Annotated in this window: 13 protein-coding genes and 1 pseudogene; 11 read left to right on the top strand and 3 right to left on the bottom strand. The window is 64.4% G+C overall.

Features of this window, described 5'->3' with window-relative positions:
• Window positions 1–152 precede the first annotated feature (152 nt).
• Genes murJ through BJQ95_RS19335 form a run of 3 tightly spaced genes read right to left on the bottom strand, consistent with a single transcriptional unit; the run spans window position 153 to window position 4,100 of the window.
• Window positions 153–1,772: a murein biosynthesis integral membrane protein MurJ gene (gene murJ / locus BJQ95_RS19345; RefSeq protein ID WP_240694732.1), complete on the bottom strand. Its 1,620-nt coding sequence runs from the start codon at window positions 1,770–1,772 to the stop codon at window positions 153–155.
• Window positions 1,765–3,399, bottom strand: a complete 1,635-nt coding sequence (locus BJQ95_RS19340; RefSeq protein WP_256041473.1) for a DUF6049 family protein — start codon at window positions 3,397–3,399, stop codon at window positions 1,765–1,767. Before BJQ95_RS19340 ends, murJ begins: the two co-directional genes overlap by 8 nt.
• A gap of 17 nt (window positions 3,400–3,416) precedes the next feature.
• Window positions 3,417–4,100 (bottom strand): DUF6049 family protein, encoded by a 684-nt coding sequence (locus BJQ95_RS19335; protein WP_256041472.1) that lies wholly within the window; start codon window positions 4,098–4,100, stop codon window positions 3,417–3,419.
• 150 nt (window positions 4,101–4,250) lie between these two features.
• Here BJQ95_RS19335 and BJQ95_RS19330 point away from each other — a divergent pair, with 150 nt between their 5' ends.
• The 11 genes and pseudogenes from BJQ95_RS19330 to BJQ95_RS19280 all read left to right on the top strand — a co-directional run bounded on the left by BJQ95_RS19330 (window position 4,251) and on the right by BJQ95_RS19280 (window position 17,581).
• On the top strand, window positions 4,251–5,681 hold the full coding sequence (locus tag BJQ95_RS19330) for a CCA tRNA nucleotidyltransferase (protein WP_130177649.1): 1,431 nt from the start codon (window positions 4,251–4,253) through the stop codon (window positions 5,679–5,681).
• 206 nt (window positions 5,682–5,887) lie between these two features.
• Window positions 5,888–6,862 carry a hypothetical protein gene (locus BJQ95_RS19325; RefSeq protein WP_130177648.1) on the top strand — a complete coding sequence of 325 codons (975 nt, stop codon included), beginning with the start codon at window positions 5,888–5,890 and terminating at the stop codon, window positions 6,860–6,862.
• A gap of 267 nt (window positions 6,863–7,129) precedes the next feature.
• A pseudogene (gene rpsF / locus BJQ95_RS19320) lies at window positions 7,130–7,498 on the top strand (30S ribosomal protein S6); the annotation flags it as partial.
• Window positions 7,499–7,639: 141 nt separating this feature from the next.
• The gene (locus tag BJQ95_RS19315) at window positions 7,640–8,149 is read left to right on the top strand and encodes a single-stranded DNA-binding protein (protein WP_088457765.1); all 510 of its coding nucleotides are present in this window, start codon (window positions 7,640–7,642) and stop codon (window positions 8,147–8,149) included.
• A gap of 54 nt (window positions 8,150–8,203) precedes the next feature.
• The gene (gene rpsR, locus BJQ95_RS19310; protein WP_035835236.1) at window positions 8,204–8,467 is read left to right on the top strand and encodes a 30S ribosomal protein S18; all 264 of its coding nucleotides are present in this window, start codon (window positions 8,204–8,206) and stop codon (window positions 8,465–8,467) included.
• An 11-nt stretch (window positions 8,468–8,478) separates the two neighbouring features.
• Window positions 8,479–8,928: a 50S ribosomal protein L9 gene (gene rplI, locus BJQ95_RS19305; RefSeq protein WP_130177646.1), complete on the top strand. Its 450-nt coding sequence runs from the start codon at window positions 8,479–8,481 to the stop codon at window positions 8,926–8,928.
• Between the two features lie 443 nt (window positions 8,929–9,371).
• Entirely contained in the window at window positions 9,372–10,778 is a 1,407-nt protein-coding gene (dnaB, locus tag BJQ95_RS19300; RefSeq protein ID WP_130177645.1) for a replicative DNA helicase, read from the top strand.
• Window positions 10,779–10,955: 177 nt separating this feature from the next.
• Complete coding sequence (locus BJQ95_RS19295; RefSeq protein WP_256041429.1) at window positions 10,956–12,608, top strand: IS1634 family transposase; 1,653 nt, start codon at window positions 10,956–10,958, stop codon at window positions 12,606–12,608.
• Window positions 12,609–14,009: 1,401 nt separating this feature from the next.
• Window positions 14,010–15,047 (top strand): daptide biosynthesis RiPP recognition protein, encoded by a 1,038-nt coding sequence (gene mpaB / locus BJQ95_RS19290; protein ID WP_130177844.1) that lies wholly within the window; start codon window positions 14,010–14,012, stop codon window positions 15,045–15,047.
• A 213-nt stretch (window positions 15,048–15,260) separates the two neighbouring features.
• Entirely contained in the window at window positions 15,261–16,832 is a 1,572-nt protein-coding gene (gene istA / locus BJQ95_RS19285) for an IS21 family transposase (protein WP_256041471.1), read from the top strand.
• Window positions 16,829–17,581, top strand: coding sequence for an ATP-binding protein (locus BJQ95_RS19280; RefSeq protein ID WP_256041470.1), 753 nt, complete (start codon window positions 16,829–16,831; stop codon window positions 17,579–17,581). The genes istA and BJQ95_RS19280 overlap by 4 nt, the downstream gene beginning before the upstream one ends.
• Window positions 17,582–17,583 lie beyond the last annotated feature (2 nt).

Raw genomic sequence — 17,583 nt, 5'->3', positions numbered from 1 at the left:
TGAAATCAGTGGGAGAGACGCCCTTCGGCGCCTCACATTCGGGTACAACACATCCTAATCGGATGCTATTCCGCCCCGTCCGGCCCTGGGCCGGTGTGCACAGCCGCCGTTCAGCAAGCGGTTAGCCGGCCGCCACTGGACGGGAGGGGCGGTTAGCGCCGAAGGCGGGCCTTCAGCGGGGCCAGGAAGGCCTGCAGTTCGCTGCTGCGCATCAGGAGCAGCAGGGCGAAGTACAACGCGGCCATCACCGTGCCGATCAGGATCATGGACAGGATCGCCGGGGCCACGGCCGATACCGCGAAGCCACCGTCAGTGGTGCCGCCCAGCGCGACCAGGACGCCCACGCCCGCGGCCACGGGGATGAGGACGGCGACGAAGTACTTCACCAGGCTGCGCAGGATGCGACGCCCGTCGATGCCGCCGAGCCGCTTGCGCAGCAACCAGGCGGCCAGGATCGCCTGGAGGGTCCCTGAGACGGTGACGACGAGGGCGATGCCGAACGCGATCCACTCGGGCGGAAGCAAAGCGCAACCGAGCACACCCGTGATGACGAGGACGACCTGGAACAGGGTGAAGAAGAACGGGGTGCGCGTGTCGCCGAGGGCATAGAACGTGCGCTGAACGACGAAGAGCACACAGAATGCCACCAGGCCCAGCAGGAAGGCGATGATCACGTTTCCGATTGCTTGCACCTGCGCGAATCCGGCCTCACCGAAGACCCTGGCGAACGGGTAGGCGCAGACCATGACGACCGCGCTGGCGAGCACGATCAGCAGGGTGGTCCCGCGGATGGCGGAGGAGGCATCCGTGCGGAGCTTGTCGGTGTCGTCGCGGGAGGAGTGCTCGCTCATCCGGGTGAAATACGCGGTGGCCACCGACACCGTGATGATCGAGTGCGGCAGCATGAAGATCAGCCAGGCCGTGCTCATGACCGTGGACGAGGCGCCCTCTCCAGAGGCGAGGGTCACCACCTGCGTTTCGACGATGCCGGCGACGGTGGTCAGGATGAGCATGCCGAACGTCCAGCTGGCCATCTTGCCGGCTGCACCTAGGCCGACACCCCTGAAGGCGAAGTCGGGCCGGTAGCGCAGGCCGATCCGGCGCCAGAAGAAATAGAGCACACAACCCTGCAGCACGACGCCGAGGGTGGCGCTGCCGGCCAGCAGGGCGGTCATGCCCGGCGTGAAATCGGCCGGCGGGCGCAGGCCGTTCGGGTCGACGCCGAACAGCAGACCGAAGAGCAGGAGTCCGCCGATGGAGATGACGTTGTTGATCACGGGGACCCAGGTGAACGGGCCGAAGGACTTGCGGGCGTTGAGCACTTCGCCCAGCACCGTGTAGAGACCGTAGAAGAAGATCTGCGGCAGGCACCAGTAGGCGAACCCCACGGCAAGGGCAAGCTGGTCGGGGGAGAAGCCCAGGCCGATGAACCGGGTGATCAGCGGGGCGAGCAGAGTCGCGGCCAGGGTTGTGAGCGCGAGGATGCTCAGGGCCAGGGTGACGAGCTTGTTGATGTAGGCGGTGCCGCCGTCGTCGTGCAGGCTCGCACGCACGATCTGCGGCACCAGCACCGCGGTGAGCACTCCGCCGGCCACGATCGTATAGACGGTATTGGGCAGTTGGTTGGCGACGGTGAACGCGTCGGGTACGTTTCCGATCTGGCCGACGATGTTGGCGAGGACGATGACCTTGAGAAACCCGAGCAGGCGGGAAACCATGGTTCCGGATGCCAGAATCGCGCTGGCGCGGCCGATGCCGCCCTGACTAGCCACGGGGTGCCGGGGGCAGGCTGTCGTCAGACGCCGGGGGAGTGGCGGCCGGGCCGGTGGGACGGTCATCGGGCGGCGCGGTGGTGAGGCGGGTCGGAGCTGAGCCGGCCGACGTGACCGCTGCGGCGTCGGCACCGGAGTCCAGGTCTGCTGTGGGATCGGCCTCGGCGGCGGCTCCTGCCCGGTCCCGGCGGCGGTGCACGATATTGCGCCACACTCCGAAGCCGAAGAACAACACGACCAGCGCAGCGAAGATGCGGGATCCGATGCCTTCCCAATCCGCGCGAACGTTGACCGAGATCAAGGAGGGCTGGCCCACCTCCGCGCCGGTGGGGGTGTAAAGCATCACTCGCAGGCTGACTGCGCCGTTGCCGACCGCAGCGGTCACGGGGATCGAGACTGTCCTGGCTGAATCCGCGTCGATGACGGCTTCGACGTCATTACCCACCACCAGGCGACCGTTGGACGGAAGGACCTGCACCCGCACGGAGACGGCCTGGCCGAGGGCGTTGTTCAAGGTGACGGGGATGTCGACCTTGCTTCCGACGACGTTGATCGGTCCCTTGGTGCTCACGGTCACCGAGCGCAGAACCTCGTGTGAGCTCGTCAGGGTGTCACCCACGGCGGTGCGCCACTCGTCGGGGGTGCTCTGCCAGGACGTCCCCAACAGGGCCAGCAGGGCGAGTCGGTACGGTGCGGTGACGGCCGCCGGCTCGGCGAGGGATCCGGAGAAGGCGACGACCTCGGCTTCTCGGTCGAGCAGTCGGTTCGCCAGGTCGACGCTGCCGGTCGGTTCGGCTTGCGGCACGAAGGTGACGTCGGCGGCCTCGGTCGCGACCGGGGTCGCGGCGGCCGCGGTGAGCGTGGTCGCCGCGTACCAGGGAAGGGCCGCCAGGCCGTCGATGGTTTGCGCCAGTCGCGGCGCGGTCGGCGGCCAACCGCGATCGAAGGTAGCGAGAAGGGTGCGGGCCTGGCCGGGGTTCGCGGATGCCACGACCGCGATCTGTGACGACAGTTCGGCCATGTATCCGCGCCAGGTGTCGTCGGTGGTGGCCATGACGGCCTTGCGCATCGCCTCCGAAACACCGGAATCCGCGACAAGCCCGAGCTCATTGGAGCCCAGTTCAAGCGCCGTGTTGGTGGTGGCCTCGGCGTCGTCCTGTGCCACATTCCCCGACTGAAGAATCGTGGTGGTGAGACCAGCGGCCGCGAATGCGGCCAAGTCGGACTGGGCGACGGCGTTGTCGGCGGGCCACGCGATGGTCGTCGCGGTGTAGTCCCAGGCGAGTATCTGCTCGAGGGTCGGGGCTGTGCTGCCGTCCTCGGGCTGCCCGGGCTGTGGCGCGCCCTCCGTAGATGTCGGTGCGGGAATATTCGGGTCGGCGGCGCTCTCGCCGGGCTCGGCGGCCGTGCTGGGCGCCGTCGGGACGAACAGGGCCGGGTCCATCGCGAAGGCTAGCGAGGTCGGCGCCAGCGGGCTCGCCGAACCGGCCTGAACGGCCAGGGACGGGTCAGAATCCGCATACCCGAGTGGGAATATGTCATTCTCCGCCAGAGTCAGCCGGTTCAGCCACGCCAGCGCGGATTCCGGGGCGCTGGTGCCGAGGACCCGGATGGACGCGATGATCATGGGGTCGATCGCGATGGCTACCGGCCGGTTGACCACCCCGTCCAGCTGACGGGTGAGGATTCCGGAATCGGCCGTGTAAGCGACAAGGTCCTCGGCGCTGATGAGGCCGGTGCTGTTCGCGGGGTGGTGATGGGCATTGCCACCGCGAGGTTGACCGGAGTGACCACGGGAGGCTGCACGACCGAGGCATCCGGATACCAGACGAAGGTGGACTGGCCTGATGCGCGCACCGAACCATCGGAGCTGAGGGATGCCGCGATGCCGCGCGGTCCCCACGGACTCCACTCGAAGAGACCCAGCGCGGCGCTTGGTACCGTGATGGCGATGGTGACGGTGCTGTGCGGCTGCACCGGAGCGGTGAGTGGGACGCTGGTCATCAGGTCGCCGGCGGCGTCGTCCTCGTCGGGGGTGAGCCAGCTGTCCAGGGCCGTCGAACTGGTCAGTGCGCGCTCCGCGAGGTAGACGTCGACGTTCCCGGCGGACACCGCGCTGGCCGAGTCGTTGGTGATGGTCACTGAAAGCTCGAGATCCTCGTTGAGGCGCAGGGCGGAGGAGTTGCTCGGTGTCACATGCAGCGCCACGGTGTCGTCGATGGTGGCCGCGACGGCAGGGCCGACCGCCGCGGCGGTTGCGGCGGTTGCCGGATTTGCCGTGGCCAGCGCCGGCCAGAGTAGTAGAAAGGCGCACAGTAGTGCGGCCACGATGCGACGTCTGGTTCCGGGGAGCGCAGGCCGACGCGCGTGATTGTGATCGGCCAGCATGTACGGGATTCTACGGCGTACCTGGGGGAGAACCCTCCGCGCTGGCTGGGCGGCGCGCGGGCACAGCGGGCGAGCAACTACCATTGGGGCATGCAGAGCGTCACGTCAGCCCTCGCAAGACTGGGCGACCTGGCTGCGTCCCCCACGGTGTCCCGTCTGGCGAACTCATTCGCCGAGGCCGGTTTTGAACTGGCCCTCGTCGGCGGTCCGGTCCGGGACGCGTTCCTGGATCGCGTCACCAATGACCTCGACTTCACTACCAACGCCACCCCGGATCAGATCCTCAGTATCGTCAAGCCGATTGCCGAGGCGCACTGGGATATCGGGCGGGCCTTCGGCACGATCGGCGCCCAGATTGCGGGTGAGAAGGTCGAGATCACCACCTACCGGGCCGACTCCTACGACGGCCAGACCCGTCGCCCGGATGTGGTCTTCGGCAGCAGCCTGGACGACGACCTGCTCCGGCGCGATTTCACGGTGAACGCGCTCGCCCTGCGGTTGCCGCAGATCACTCTCGTCGACCCGTCCAACGGCATCGACGACCTGCTCAACGGGGTTCTGCGCACCCCCACCGCACCCGAGATCTCCTTCGGTGACGATCCGCTGCGGATGATGCGGGCCGCCCGGTTTACCGCCCAGCTGGGCTTCACCCTCGACATCGACACCGCCATCGCCATGTCCGCCATGGCCGGGAGTATCAACATCATCTCCGCCGAACGGGTCGGCGACGAGCTCGGCAAACTGCTGCGCGCGGCCAACCCGCGGGCCGGCGTCGAATTGCTGGTCGAGTCGGGACTGGCCGCCATCGTGCTGCCGGAGATTCCGGCGCTGCGGCTGGAGATCGACGAGCACCACCATCACAAGGACGTGTATCAGCACACCCTGACCGTGCTCGACCAGGCGATCGGCTATGAGCATAGCCGCAAGAACCTCACCGAACCCGACCTCGTGGTGCGCCTGGCAGCGCTCATGCACGACATCGGCAAGCCGGCCACGCGGCGGCTCGAGTCCGGCGGGGTGGTGAGTTTCTACCACCACGATGTGGTCGGGGCCAAGCTGGCCAAGAAGCGCCTGCGGGCACTGCGGTTCGACAACGACACGATCGCCGCTGTCGGCAAGCTGGTGGAGCTGCACCTGCGGTTCTTCGGGTACACCGAGGGGGCCTGGACCGACTCCGCCGTCCGGCGGTACGTGCGTGACGCCGGCGACCAGCTCGAGCGGCTGCACATCCTCACTCGCGCGGACGTCACCACGCGCAACCGACGCAAAGCCGACCGTCTGGGCTTCGCCTACGACGACCTCGAGGAGCGCATCGGCGAGCTCGCGGCCCAGGAGGAGATGGACTCGGTTCGTCCGGACCTCGACGGCGAACAAATCATGACGATCCTGGGGCTGACCCCGGGCCGTGAGGTGGGCGAGGCCTACCGGTACCTCCTCGAGCAACGCCTCGATGACGGCCCGCTCGGCGCCGAGGAAGCCACCCGCCGCCTGCAGTCCTGGTGGGCGACCCGCACCGCCTGACCCCGCGTCGCACCCGCACCGCCCGGGACCACTTCGCCGAGTATCCCACCTGCGGACGAGCTGCCCCACCGCAGCAGGGCAACTCGTCCGCAGCAGGGCAACTCGCGGGCTGGCGCCCGTCCTCCACAGGCAGCGACGGCCTCTCGTTGGGCACCGCCTCGGTGGTGGTCGGGCCCCACCGGGTCCCTCGGCTGACGCTTGGCCGCATGGATAACCTGTCTTCCCGGCTGCCTCAGCTTCAGCTCACTCGCGATCAGCTCGGCCACGATGGGCGCGCCATCCGCCGCGACCGCGAGAACGGTGGCTCCGAGCGCCTGCGGCGCGGAATCTACGTGCCGCAGAGCATCTGGTCGAGCGCTGACGCGGATGCCCGCTACCTGCTGCGGATCCACGCGGCAGTGCTGTCCAGGCAGTCCCGCCCGGTGGCGAGTCATCTGTCGGCGGCTCGGGTCTGGGGTCTGCCGATCCTCGGGCAGTGGCCGTCCGAGGTGCATCTGCAGGGAGGCAGCGGGCAGACGCGCAGTTCGAAGAACGCGATCGTCTGGCATCACGACCCGCTGCCGGATGACGATGTCACCGAGATTGACGGCTTGCTGGTGACGACGAGGCTCCGCACCCTGGTGGACCTTGCTCGCAGCCAGCCCTTCCGGTCCGCGGTGATCAGCCTGGATGCCGGACTGCAGGAGCGGTTCGCGCGGCCCGGAGATGCGCAGTTGCCTGCCATCACGCGCGACGAGGTGCTGGACCGCGTCCTTCGGCTGGGTTCAGCGCGGGGCACGCGCCGTGCTCGCCAGTCCCTGGCCTTCGCCGACGCGCGGTCGGGATCGGTGGGGGAGTCCCTCAGCCGCACGGGCGTCTTCCTCGCCGCCATGCCGATGCCCGACCTACAGGTGGCATACCCCCACGCCTTCGGGGAAGACCAGGTGGACTTTCGGTGGAAGAGAAGGTTCCACGTGAAACGGATGCCTCTTCTCGGTGAGTTCGACGGGGAGATCAAGTACACCAGGGGCGAATTCATGGGCGGGCGCACGATCGACGAGGTCGTCTGGGCGGAGAAACGTCGGGAAGACCGGTTGCGCGCTCCCGGCCGGGGAATGGCCCGCTGGCTGTGGGCGGACGCTCTCCGACCCGAGCGCCTTCGAGCGTTGCTCGTCAATGCCGGACTGCGGCCAGAGCAATGACGGCGCCCAGGCGGGTGCGCACCGCGACCTGCCCGCAAACGGACGAGCTGCCCCGGTCTACCGGAGCAGCTGGTCCGCAGGAGGGCAACTCGCAACGAGTTTCCGGTGCGGAGGGCATCGGAAGGGATGGTGGCGATACGGCCGCGGTTCCGGTAGTCTTGGCAGGTTGTCTGTGTGCCGGATCCCGGCCTCCACGTTCAACACATGCACAACCCTCCTGTTGCAGAAATACTGCAGCCGTTTTAGTCCGAAGGAGGTGGGTTAGTCATGCACCAGTACGAATTGATGGTTATCCTCGATCCCGAGATCGATGAGCGCACCGTAGCTCCCAGCCTTGACAAGTTCCTCAACGTTGTTCGCAACGATGGCGGAACCATTGACAAGGTTGATGTTTGGGGTCGCCGCCGTCTCGCATACGAGATCAACAAGAAGGCCGAGGGCATCTATGCCGTCGTCGACTTCACCGCAAACGCCGCAGCAACTGCCGAGCTCGACCGTCAGCTGAAGCTGTCGGAAGCCGTCATGCGCACCAAGGTGCTTCGCGCAGAAGAGGGCATCGCCCAGGTTGCCGTCGCAAGCAAGCTTGCCGCCGAGAAGGCCGCCCGCAAGGCAGCCAACCCGAAGGCTGCTGCTGCTCCGGTCAAGGCCGACGCCCCTGCCGCAGCTCCCGCTGCCAAGGTCGCCGCATCCGCGAAGCCTGCCGCTGCCCCGGCAGCTCCGGTCGCCGTGGACGCTCCTGCCGAGGCAGACGCCGACAAGGCAAGCGACAAGTAGCCCATGGCCGGCGAGACCGTAATCACCGTGGTGGGCAACCTCACCAGCGATCCGGAACTGCGTTACACGCAGAACGGGCTGGCGGTAGCCAACTTCACCATTGCCTCTACTCCGCGCAATTTCGATCGCGCCACGAGTGAGTGGAAAGATGGCGAGGCACTGTTCCTGCGCGCGAGCGTTTGGCGTGAATTCGCCGAGCACGTGGCCGGTTCACTGACCAAGGGTTCCCGTGTCATCGCTTCCGGGCGTCTCAAGCAGCGTTCCTATGAGACCAAGGAAGGTGAAAAGCGCACGAGCATGGAGCTCGAGATCGACGAAATTGGTCCTTCGCTGCGCTACGCCACCGCCTCCCTCACGCGCGCGCAGTCGTCCTCTGCACCTCGCGGCGGCGCGCCCGTCGCGCAGCAGCAGGGTAACGACGAGCCCTGGGCACCCAGCGCCCCCGCAGCCAACACTGGCGGCGGAGACGTTTGGAACACCCCGGGCAACTTCAGCGACGAGACCCCCTTCTAAGCCGAACCTCACGGTTGACGGCTGCACTCACACGTTTTAGAAAGTTAGGAAATCATGGCTGGAAAGTCGAGCGGCGACCGCCGCAAGCCGCTCCGCGGTGCTAAGGGTGGCAAGAACGCCGCTCCCGCGAAGTCGATCCGGGTTGGTGTCATCGATTACAAAGATGTCCCCACTCTTCGGAAGTTCATCTCAGAGCGTGGAAAGATTCGCGCCCGCCGCATCACCGGCGTCTCCGTCCAGGAGCAGCGTCTGATCGCGCGCGCCGTCAAGAACGCCCGCGAAATGGCCTTGCTGCCCTACGCCGGCTCAGGCCGGTAAGGAGCCCTCACATGTCGAAACTGATTCTGACGCACGAGGTCTCCGGCCTCGGCACCCCCGGTGACATCGTTGATGTCAAGAACGGGTTCGCTCGCAACTACCTTCTCCCCCAGGGCTTCGCTGTTGCGTGGACCCGCGGTGGCGAAAAGCAGATCGAGCAGATCAAGGCCGCCCGCGTAGCCCGCGAGCACGCCACCCTCGAAGAGGCCCAGGCTCTCAAGGTCACCCTTGAGAACACCAAGGTCAAGCTGGTCGTCAAGGCCGGCGCCGGCGGACGCCTGTTCGGCTCCGTCAAGACCGCAGACGTGGCCGAAGCGGTTGCCGCTGCCGGTCTCGGTGCCATCGACAAGCGCAAGATCGAGCTCAGCCCGATCAAGGCGACCGGTGAGCACACTGCGACGGTTCGTCTGCGCGACGAGGTCAGCGCGACCATCAACCTTCAGGTTGTAGCCGCCAAGTAGTCTCGTTTCACTGAAAGTAGCGGCGGTTTCCGATAGGAGCCGCCGCTACTCCTTTTTAACGCACGCGCATAACCCCCATTCTTGGCACAATTTTCACCGGTTTTGCACGTCTTTGTGCACAGGCGACCACCTATTTCATCAACATTCAATAGGGTATTGAAACTAGTTTTTCCACACCCATGTGAATAGATTAATTAGCTGATCAAACCCAATTCGAGTTCAAAACTCCTGAGTTGTCCACAGCCGAGTGCACAGGTTGTGCACAAGTCACGCGGCGTTTCGCGCAGATTACTCACATAGTTATCCACAGGGTGGTTTGGCGGCGTGGAAGAGTCTCTCTATGGTGGGCAAGCAGGTATTCGCACCCGTGCGCCTGCGTGCCGGATGATCGCTGTCAGCGGCTCCTGATACACCAGAACCACACCAACACGAGGAGGCTCGGCGTGTCGATAGCTCACCTGGGTTACGCCGATCAACGCGGCTCAGATCAACGAGGCTCCGAGTACCGAAGCAACTCCGAACCCCGCCACTCCGAGCGCACCCCGCCGCACGATCTGCTGGCCGAGCAGAGTGCTCTGGGCGGCATGATGCTGAGCAAGGATGCCGTCGCCGACGTTGTCGAGACCGTGCGCGCCGCCGACTTCTACGTGCCCAAGCACGAGATCATCTTCGATGCGATCCTCTCGCTCTACGCGCAGGGTGAACCCACCGACGTCATTACCGTCACCGACGAGCTGACCAAGCTCGGCGAGATCTCCCGGGCCGGTGGCGCCGACTACCTACACACGCTCACCAGCCTGGTGCCCACCGCCGCCAACGCCGGGTTCTACGCGACCATCGTGGCCGAGCGGTCGATGCTCCGAAAGCTGGTCGACGCCGGAACCCGCATCGCGCAGATGGGCTACGCGGGGGAGGGCGAAGTCCTCGACCTGGTCAACACCGCCCAGGCCGAGATCTACTCGATCACCGGCAGCACCGAGACCGAAGACTACGTTCCCCTCACCGACGCCGTCACCGCCGCCATCGAGGACATCGAGGCCGCCAAGCTCAAGGACGGCCAGTTCACCGGAGTGCCCACCGGCTTCGCCGACCTCGACGAACTCACCAACGGCTTCCACGGCGGCCAGCTCATCATCGTCGCCGCGCGCCCCGCGCTCGGTAAGTCCACCCTCGCGCTCGACTTCGCCCGGGCCGCGTCGATCCACCACGACATGCCCAGCATCTTCTTCTCGCTCGAAATGGGCCGCAGCGAGATCGCCATGCGCCTGCTCGCCGCTGAGGCATCCGTGCCCCTGCAGAGCATGCGCAAGGGCAACGTCGAGGCGCGCGACTGGACCACCATCGCGGCCACCCGTGGGCGCATCAACGACGCCCCGCTCTACATCGACGACAGCCCCAACATGACCCTGGTCGAGATCCGCGCCAAATGCCGGCGGCTCAAGCAGCGGGTCGGCCTCAAGCTCGTCGTGATCGACTACCTGCAGCTGATGACATCGGGCAAGAAGGTCGAATCCCGCCAGCAGGAGGTCAGTGAATTCTCCCGAGCACTCAAGCTGCTCGCCAAAGAGCTGCAAGTGCCGGTGATCGCCCTGTCCCAGCTCAACCGTGGTCCCGAGCAGCGCGCCGACAAAATGCCCGCCATCTCCGACCTGCGCGAATCGGGCTCGCTCGAGCAGGACGCCGACATGGTGATCCTGCTGCACCGCGAGAGCGCGTACGAAAAAGACAACCCGCGCGCCGGCGAGGCCGACCTGATCGTGGCCAAGCACCGTAACGGTCCCACCCGCACCGTCACAGTGGCCTTCCACGGCCACTACTCCCGCTTCGCAGACATGGTGCCCGGCGCCTAGCGGGAGTTTCCTAGCTATCTCAGGGACGCCAGACTGCGCCGAATTGAATTCCGGTGTTGGTCTGGCGTTCTTCGGCGTGGTGGCGTGACTTTTGGTCCGTGAGAGCGTATGACCTAAAGTATGGCTAGTTTGTATAAGAAGACCATCAATGGGAAGCCGTACTGGTACTTGAGGGAGATGGCCCGTGTCGACGGCAAGCCCAAGATGGTCTCCGAACGCTATCTGGGGTCAGCGGCCGATATTGCGGCGTTGCATGACGGGCGCGAGGCCAAATCGTTGCCGTCGAAGTCGCAGCACCTGGGCTTTGGAGACACGGCCGCGGTCTGGGAGATTCTGAACCGGCTCGACGTGGCTGGGATCATCGACGATGTCGTCGGCGCGCGCCGCAGTGACGCGGGAGCGTCAGTGGGGACCTATCTGGTGCTGGCTGCGCTGAACAGGGTCGTGGCCCCGACGTCGAAGCTGGGCTTTGCGGAGTGGTGGAAAAGCACCGCCGCGGACCGGTTCACGAAGGTGCCGGCTGGCGTGTTGGATCATCGTCGGTTCTGGGACGCGATGCATAAAGTCACCGGGGACCAGCTCGCTGAGATTGAGCAGCGACTCGCGGTGGCGATGATCACCACGTTCGACCTGGATATTTCGGCGTTGGCGTTGGATATGACCAACTTCGCGACCTACATCGATTCCGCTAACGACAAGGCGCCCATCGCTCAGCGCGGCAAAGCGAAGCAGAAACGCACCGACCTGCGCCTGGTCGGTCTGGGTTTAGTCGTCACCCGTGATGGCGGCGTGCCTCTGGTCGCCCACGCTTACCCCGGAAACCGGCCCGACGTGACCCAGTTCCCACTGATGATCGACCTCCTCAGCGCCCGCCATGCAGCCCTCGCTGCCCAAGCCGGACGAGTGGCGCCAGCAGAGATGACGGTCGTCTTCGACGCCGGCCAAAACTCTCTGAGCAACTTCGCCCACGTCACCGCCACCGGTCTCTCTTTCGTGGGGTCCATCCCACCATCCGTCGTCGCCGATCTGCTTGCCCTGCCCGCGAGCGAGCGCCGCGTCGTCGATAAGGCCCGATTCGGCGGGCTCAGCGCGGTCGAGACCCGCCGAACGGTTTACGGCTCTGAACGGCGTGTGATTCTCACGCACTCCCCGACCCTGCACGACAAACAAGCCGTCGGATTCGTGCAAACCCTCCACAAAGCCCACGGCCTCCTGACTGAACTCGCCGCGACGCTGGCGCGTGGGAAAACCCGGCGCAGCACCGACCAAGTCACCGAGGAAATCCGAAGCATCACCCACGACTCCTGGGTTCGCCGCGTCCTGAACTGGGACCTGACCGGCAGCACGCCAGCCACGCATCAGCTCACGTTCACGGTCGATGATGACGCCCGCCTCGCGTTGGAGACAGAGGTGTTTGGCAAGCGCGTCCTCGTCACCGACCAGGACGAGTGGCCGATCGCTGATGTCGTGGCAGCCTACCGATCACAATCTGACGCGGAGTTCAGTTTCCGCCAGCTCAAAGACCCCCACGTGGTGTCGTTCTCGCCCATGCATCACTGGACCGAGCACAACATCCGCGTGCACACCTTCACCTGTGTCCTGGCACTGCAAATCGCGCACCTCATGCGACGCCAAACAGAGCAGGCAGGCCTGCACCTCTCGGTCCGGGAGCTCCTCGACCAGCTCGAGAAGATCCAAGAGACCCTCATGATCTACTCCTCGACCGGTGGGCGTCCCAAAGCGCGCCGAATGCTCACCACGACGACCCCCACCCAGGACCAACTCGCCGAGATCTTCAACCTCGACCAGTGGGCCCCGAAGAAAAGTTAGGTCATACACAACCCAGCCGCCAAAACCAGAGTTGACCAGCACTTCTGGAACTCTGACCGAGGCTAGCTAGGAAACTCCCGCTAGCTGTCATGTAGATTCCGGTCGAAGATCCAATACTCCGGTCGGGGATGCAACTCAGGTCAAGAACACGGACTGAGCCTGCCTCTAGTGCGACGAATCCTTGTCGGAGCCCGGACTCGGGATGGACCCTGTCGTGGCGGGGGGCTTCGTGGTGCTCGAGCATAAAGCCGGCATTCCAGCCGTAGCGGACGAAATCCAACGAAGAGAGGGCACAAATTGCCAAGTTTCGATGGGAACTCTCCCCCCGCGTTGCTGTCAAGCCTTGACGTCTTTGCATATGAGTTTCTCGCTCAGGCGGGCATCGACGAGCCTTTAAGCTGGGAGCCTGACGTCCCCGAATTCGGACAGTACAGCGGGACACGCGTCCACGAAGTCGACCGTTCTTCAATGAGAAAATTGCAGGAAAGCGGCGCGACACTCAGTGAGTCCGCCGGGAGGCTGGGGCCTCCCGCAGCAGTCGTGTTATATGCGCTCAAGATTGATCCAGGGCCCCAGTTGGAGTGCATCAACGAAGTTCCACCAAGAAATTGATGGGATAGCGCGATCGGCCTATTTGGCGTCCGTACAGGAAGGAGTATCAAGTCTCCCGTCGCGTCAGCCTTCCCGTAATTCCTCAGAACATTGCTGAGAGCGACTTCTTGGGACCTTGGACTACGGTCACGATATGTACAGACTCCAGCGGTTCATGAGAAACCTACAGGGCAATTCGTCGTAGCACCGCGGTCTCCGACTCACCGACGGGCTATTCGCTCCCGCGATCCTCGTCCTGCGCCCTTGGCTGCACCCTTCGACGAGCGGAGAGGTCGCGCAGCCCAGAGATCAACAAGAATAGGCCCAAAGCTGCGGCAGCAGCTGAGGTGATGAGCTGCCACCAGGGACCACCGGCGAATGCAGATGATGCGCCAAGTATCAGGACGCCCACACCGATGAGGATCTTTCCCCAGGCGAGACCGCCAGTTTCGTTCTTACCCGGGATCGACATGATCCGATGCTACAGCGTGAAAAGAGACGCGATATACGCGCCTGTCCTTAGTTCGTGCCGCGGTTGAGAATAAAAGCCTGTTACGACGGATGACGCGGCGGCGGTCACGTGGCTAACTGTCTTCCTCGACCGAACCTGGCAGCTCGCCGACTGCGCGTAGATCATTCCACTCTGCACGGAAGCGGGGGATAGACGTGATCCGACTTGTCCGTGTAGCCTGACCCAGGGGATCTCAGCAACGTCGTCAAGTGCTTCATCGCGACGATAACGGTGCTGAGATATGAGTAATTCTTGGGAGATCGGTATGTGGCGCCCTGCAACATTAAAGGGGGGGCCTTTTGAATACTGAAGTAAAAGATTCCATCGCAGCACGCACAATTCTCGAGTGGGTCAGCGGAGAGCGAACCGATGTTCGGCGCATCTTCTTTATCGCTGCCGAGGCGAATCCTGCCGGCCTCGAGCATGTGCTCGGCCGAGATGACGCAGTACTGCTCCCAGCTGGTTGCAGCTGGGTACCGACCCGCGGCAGGGTAGTGACCTACACCGGACAAATGTTAGATGCCGGTGATGAACTCTTTCTCAATGACCGTGGGGTCGAAGTGCAAGACTACTTGTCGGCAGGATTCATTGAGATCGTTGGCCCTACCGCCGTGCGCTTTTTTGACGACGCCGGCTGGCGAGCGTTCCTTGACGATGCGGATCTCGCCCGAATGACCGGCGTGTTTCCGTCCTCGCTCATTGATCCACGCGTGGTCTTGGCAGACCGCGACATGTTCGCCGCCGACCGCTTGACATCGCTTCCTCACGCGTTCCGGCTGGAAGCAGATGGAACCATCGGCCTGGGCATGCAAGGCATTCCGCTCGGGAACGCAGGGAACTGGGATGCCGCTGTTGGCAACCTCGTGTCCAAAGCTGACGCCTTAGGGGGCGCTGTCCCTCCAGAGGTCGTGCACGCCGACTTGGGAACCCATCCATGGCTTCCGCGGTACCTGAATGCCACAGAACTGATCAAGATGCTGCAGCTCGACAATGGGACCGCGAAGATCGACGGGTTCGGATGGTCCAATTTCGAGGACGAACGCGCGGACGCGGCACCACTGGCAGCGGACCCGTTCATGCTTGAGGCGTCAAGCGGACTCGTCTTGGCTGACGTCACAACAAGACGACGTCAGCTACTGACACCACTCACCGCCGAAATCGTATCGGCGATCCAGAGCTCCAGTTCGATGGAACTGGCGCGCGACCGCGTATCCGCCCGACGAGACATCGACGAAGATGCTGCCGCGAGGCTGTGCATCGACGCAATCGAGCTTCTCAATGTGAATCTTGGCTTGCAGAATGCACAGCTGATCGGTTCACCAAAGAACCTGGGATGAGCGCCCCGCAAGCGCTCTGGACCTCGCTTCTCCCCGCAGACGCAAGCTTCGCTGAGTATTAGCGCTTCTGGGGGCCACCGATATTGCCTTTGGGGGCCACCGGGCGATGTGCTCAGTAGCGCGCTTGGGGGCCACTGAATATTGCTGTTGGGGGCCATCTGCTTAGCTCCTTCCGCCGCGTGTATAGGCACGCGGCAGAAGGAGTAATCAACAATGGTACGAAGGATCAACGCGAAGCTCGTGCTTCAGCTCAGAGCCGAAGGTATGACCGGGCGGGCGATCGCGATCGCGCAAGGCATGTCGCGTAAGAGTGTGTTGGCGGTGTTCGATGCCGCCGAGAAGGCTGGCATTGGCAGTGACGGCCATGCCAGCCGCAGCGAGGCCGAGGTATATGCGCTGCTGTTCCCTGGTCGGGGCGAGCACGAGAGTGTGTTCGTGCAGCCTGATTGGGACGGGGTGCATAAAGAGCTCGCCAAGGTCGGGGTAACGCTGAAGCTGCTCCATGGCGAGTACGTCGACCGGTGCAAAGCGACGGGGCAGCCGGCGATGGGTTACGACCGATTCTGCAAGTCCTACGCGGCCCATGCTCTGGTCACTGGGGCGGCGTCCCGGGTGGGCCACAAGGCCGGGCGGACGGTCGAGGTCGACTGGTCGGGGCCCACGATGCAGCTCGTCAACCCGGTCACGGGCGAGACGTCGCGGGTGTATTTGTTCGTCGCGTGCCTGCCGTTCTCGAGGTATGCGTTCGTCGAGCCAGCGCTGGATATGCGCCAAGACACCTGGCTGCTGGCGAACGTGGCGATGTTTGAGTGGTTCGGTGGAACGGTTCCTAGGATCGTGCCCGACAATCTGAAGACTGGCGTGATCAAGCACCCTCGCGAGGGTGAGGTCGTGTTGAACGAGGCCTACCGTCAGATGGCCGCGCATTACTCGGCCGCGGTGCTGCCGGGACGCCCCCGGTCACCAAAAGACAAACCGTCCGTGGAAAACACCGTCTCTCATGTTGCGACCTGGGTCATCGCCGGGTTGCGGAACCAGAGCTTCGGAACCCTTCCCGAGTTGAGGGCCGCGATCCGCGAACGCATTGATGCTTACAACCGGGAGCCGTTCCAGAAGCGTGCTGGTTCGCGCCTGAGTGTGTTCGAAAGCGAGGAAAAAGCGTTGCTGCGGCCGTTGCCGGCGGCTCCGTATGAGATCAGCCGGTGGATCATCGGGCGCCGGGTGCAGAAGAACGGGCATGTGGTTTGGGAGAAGAACTTCTACTCCGCCCCCTACGCGCATATCGGACAGGCCGTCGACCTGCGCATCACCGCCCAAGTGCTGGAGGTTTACCGGAATCACGAGCGGCTCACCAGCCATCTGTTGTTCGGCGATCATGTCGTGAACGAATACCGCACCAACGATGCCGACCAGCCCCAGGGCGAGAAATATCGGGAGTGGGACACTGTCAGGATCCGGGCCTGGGCGGAGCGGGTCGGCCCGAACATGGTGACCGTGGTGAACAGGATCTTCGAGGCCGTGCCGGTGGAGGAGCAAGGCTTCGACGCCGCCCTGGCCGTGCTGCGGCTGAGCCGGCGCTACTCCAGCGAGCGAGTGGAAAGAGCGTGTCAGATCGCCCTGGAGGGTCGTGTTCGCTCGCCCCGGTATGCGCACTTGCAGCCGATCTTGGAGACCGGGCAAGACAAGACAGGCACCCGCAGGATTCCCCGTTTCGAGCCCACCGAGCCCGAACCGGGCGGATATGTCCGCGGGGCCGACTACTACGCCGGAGGCGGTGCACGATGAGCCGGCTCGATATCGAGACCAAACGGAAACTCCGCGAGATGGGCGTGACCACTCTGTTGGACGCGTTCAACGCCCAGGACGATGTCCTGACGCTGGGTTTGGCGTTCGAGGAAAAGATCAAACTGGCCGTCGATGACGCCCACTCCGTCTTCACCCAAACCAAGGTCGAGGGCCTGATCCGCCGGGCGAACCTACGCTACCCGAACGCGGACCTGCGTCGCCTGGACCTCGTCGAGGAACGCGGCCTCGACCGGTCGATGATCGCCGGCCTGGGCACGTGCTCGTTCATCGACCGGCAGCAGAACGTCGTGTTCCAGGGCTTCACCGGGTCGGGGAAATCGTATCTGGGCTGCGCGCTGGCGAAAGCGGCCTGCCGGCACCGGGTGCGAGCGCACTACATCCGGATGCCAGAGCTCGAAGAGGCTTGGCAGCTGGCCCGCGATAAGCCGTCCGGGTCGACGAAGTTCCTGAACAAGTACGCCGCGTTCTCGCTGTTGGTGATCGATGAGTGGCTCCTGGACGAGCCCGACGAGAGCACCAGGAGCATGCTGTTGGAGCTCCTGGAGCGGCGCTACGACCAGGCCTCAACGGTGTTCTGCACCCAGTACGCCCAGAAGGATTGGCATCAGCGTCTCGGTTCTGGAGTTCACGCCGACGCGATCATGGACCGCATCGTGCAGAACACCATTTGGGTCGAGACCGGCGGCCACAACATGAGAGAACACACCGCCGGCCAGGTCACGGCATAGAC

Origin of the sequence: Cryobacterium sp. SO1 (assembly GCF_004210215.2) — a bacterium.
In the GTDB taxonomy this organism is placed as follows: Bacteria; Actinomycetota; Actinomycetes; order Actinomycetales; family Microbacteriaceae; genus Cryobacterium.
This window is presented reverse-complemented; position numbering and strand designations above follow the sequence as displayed.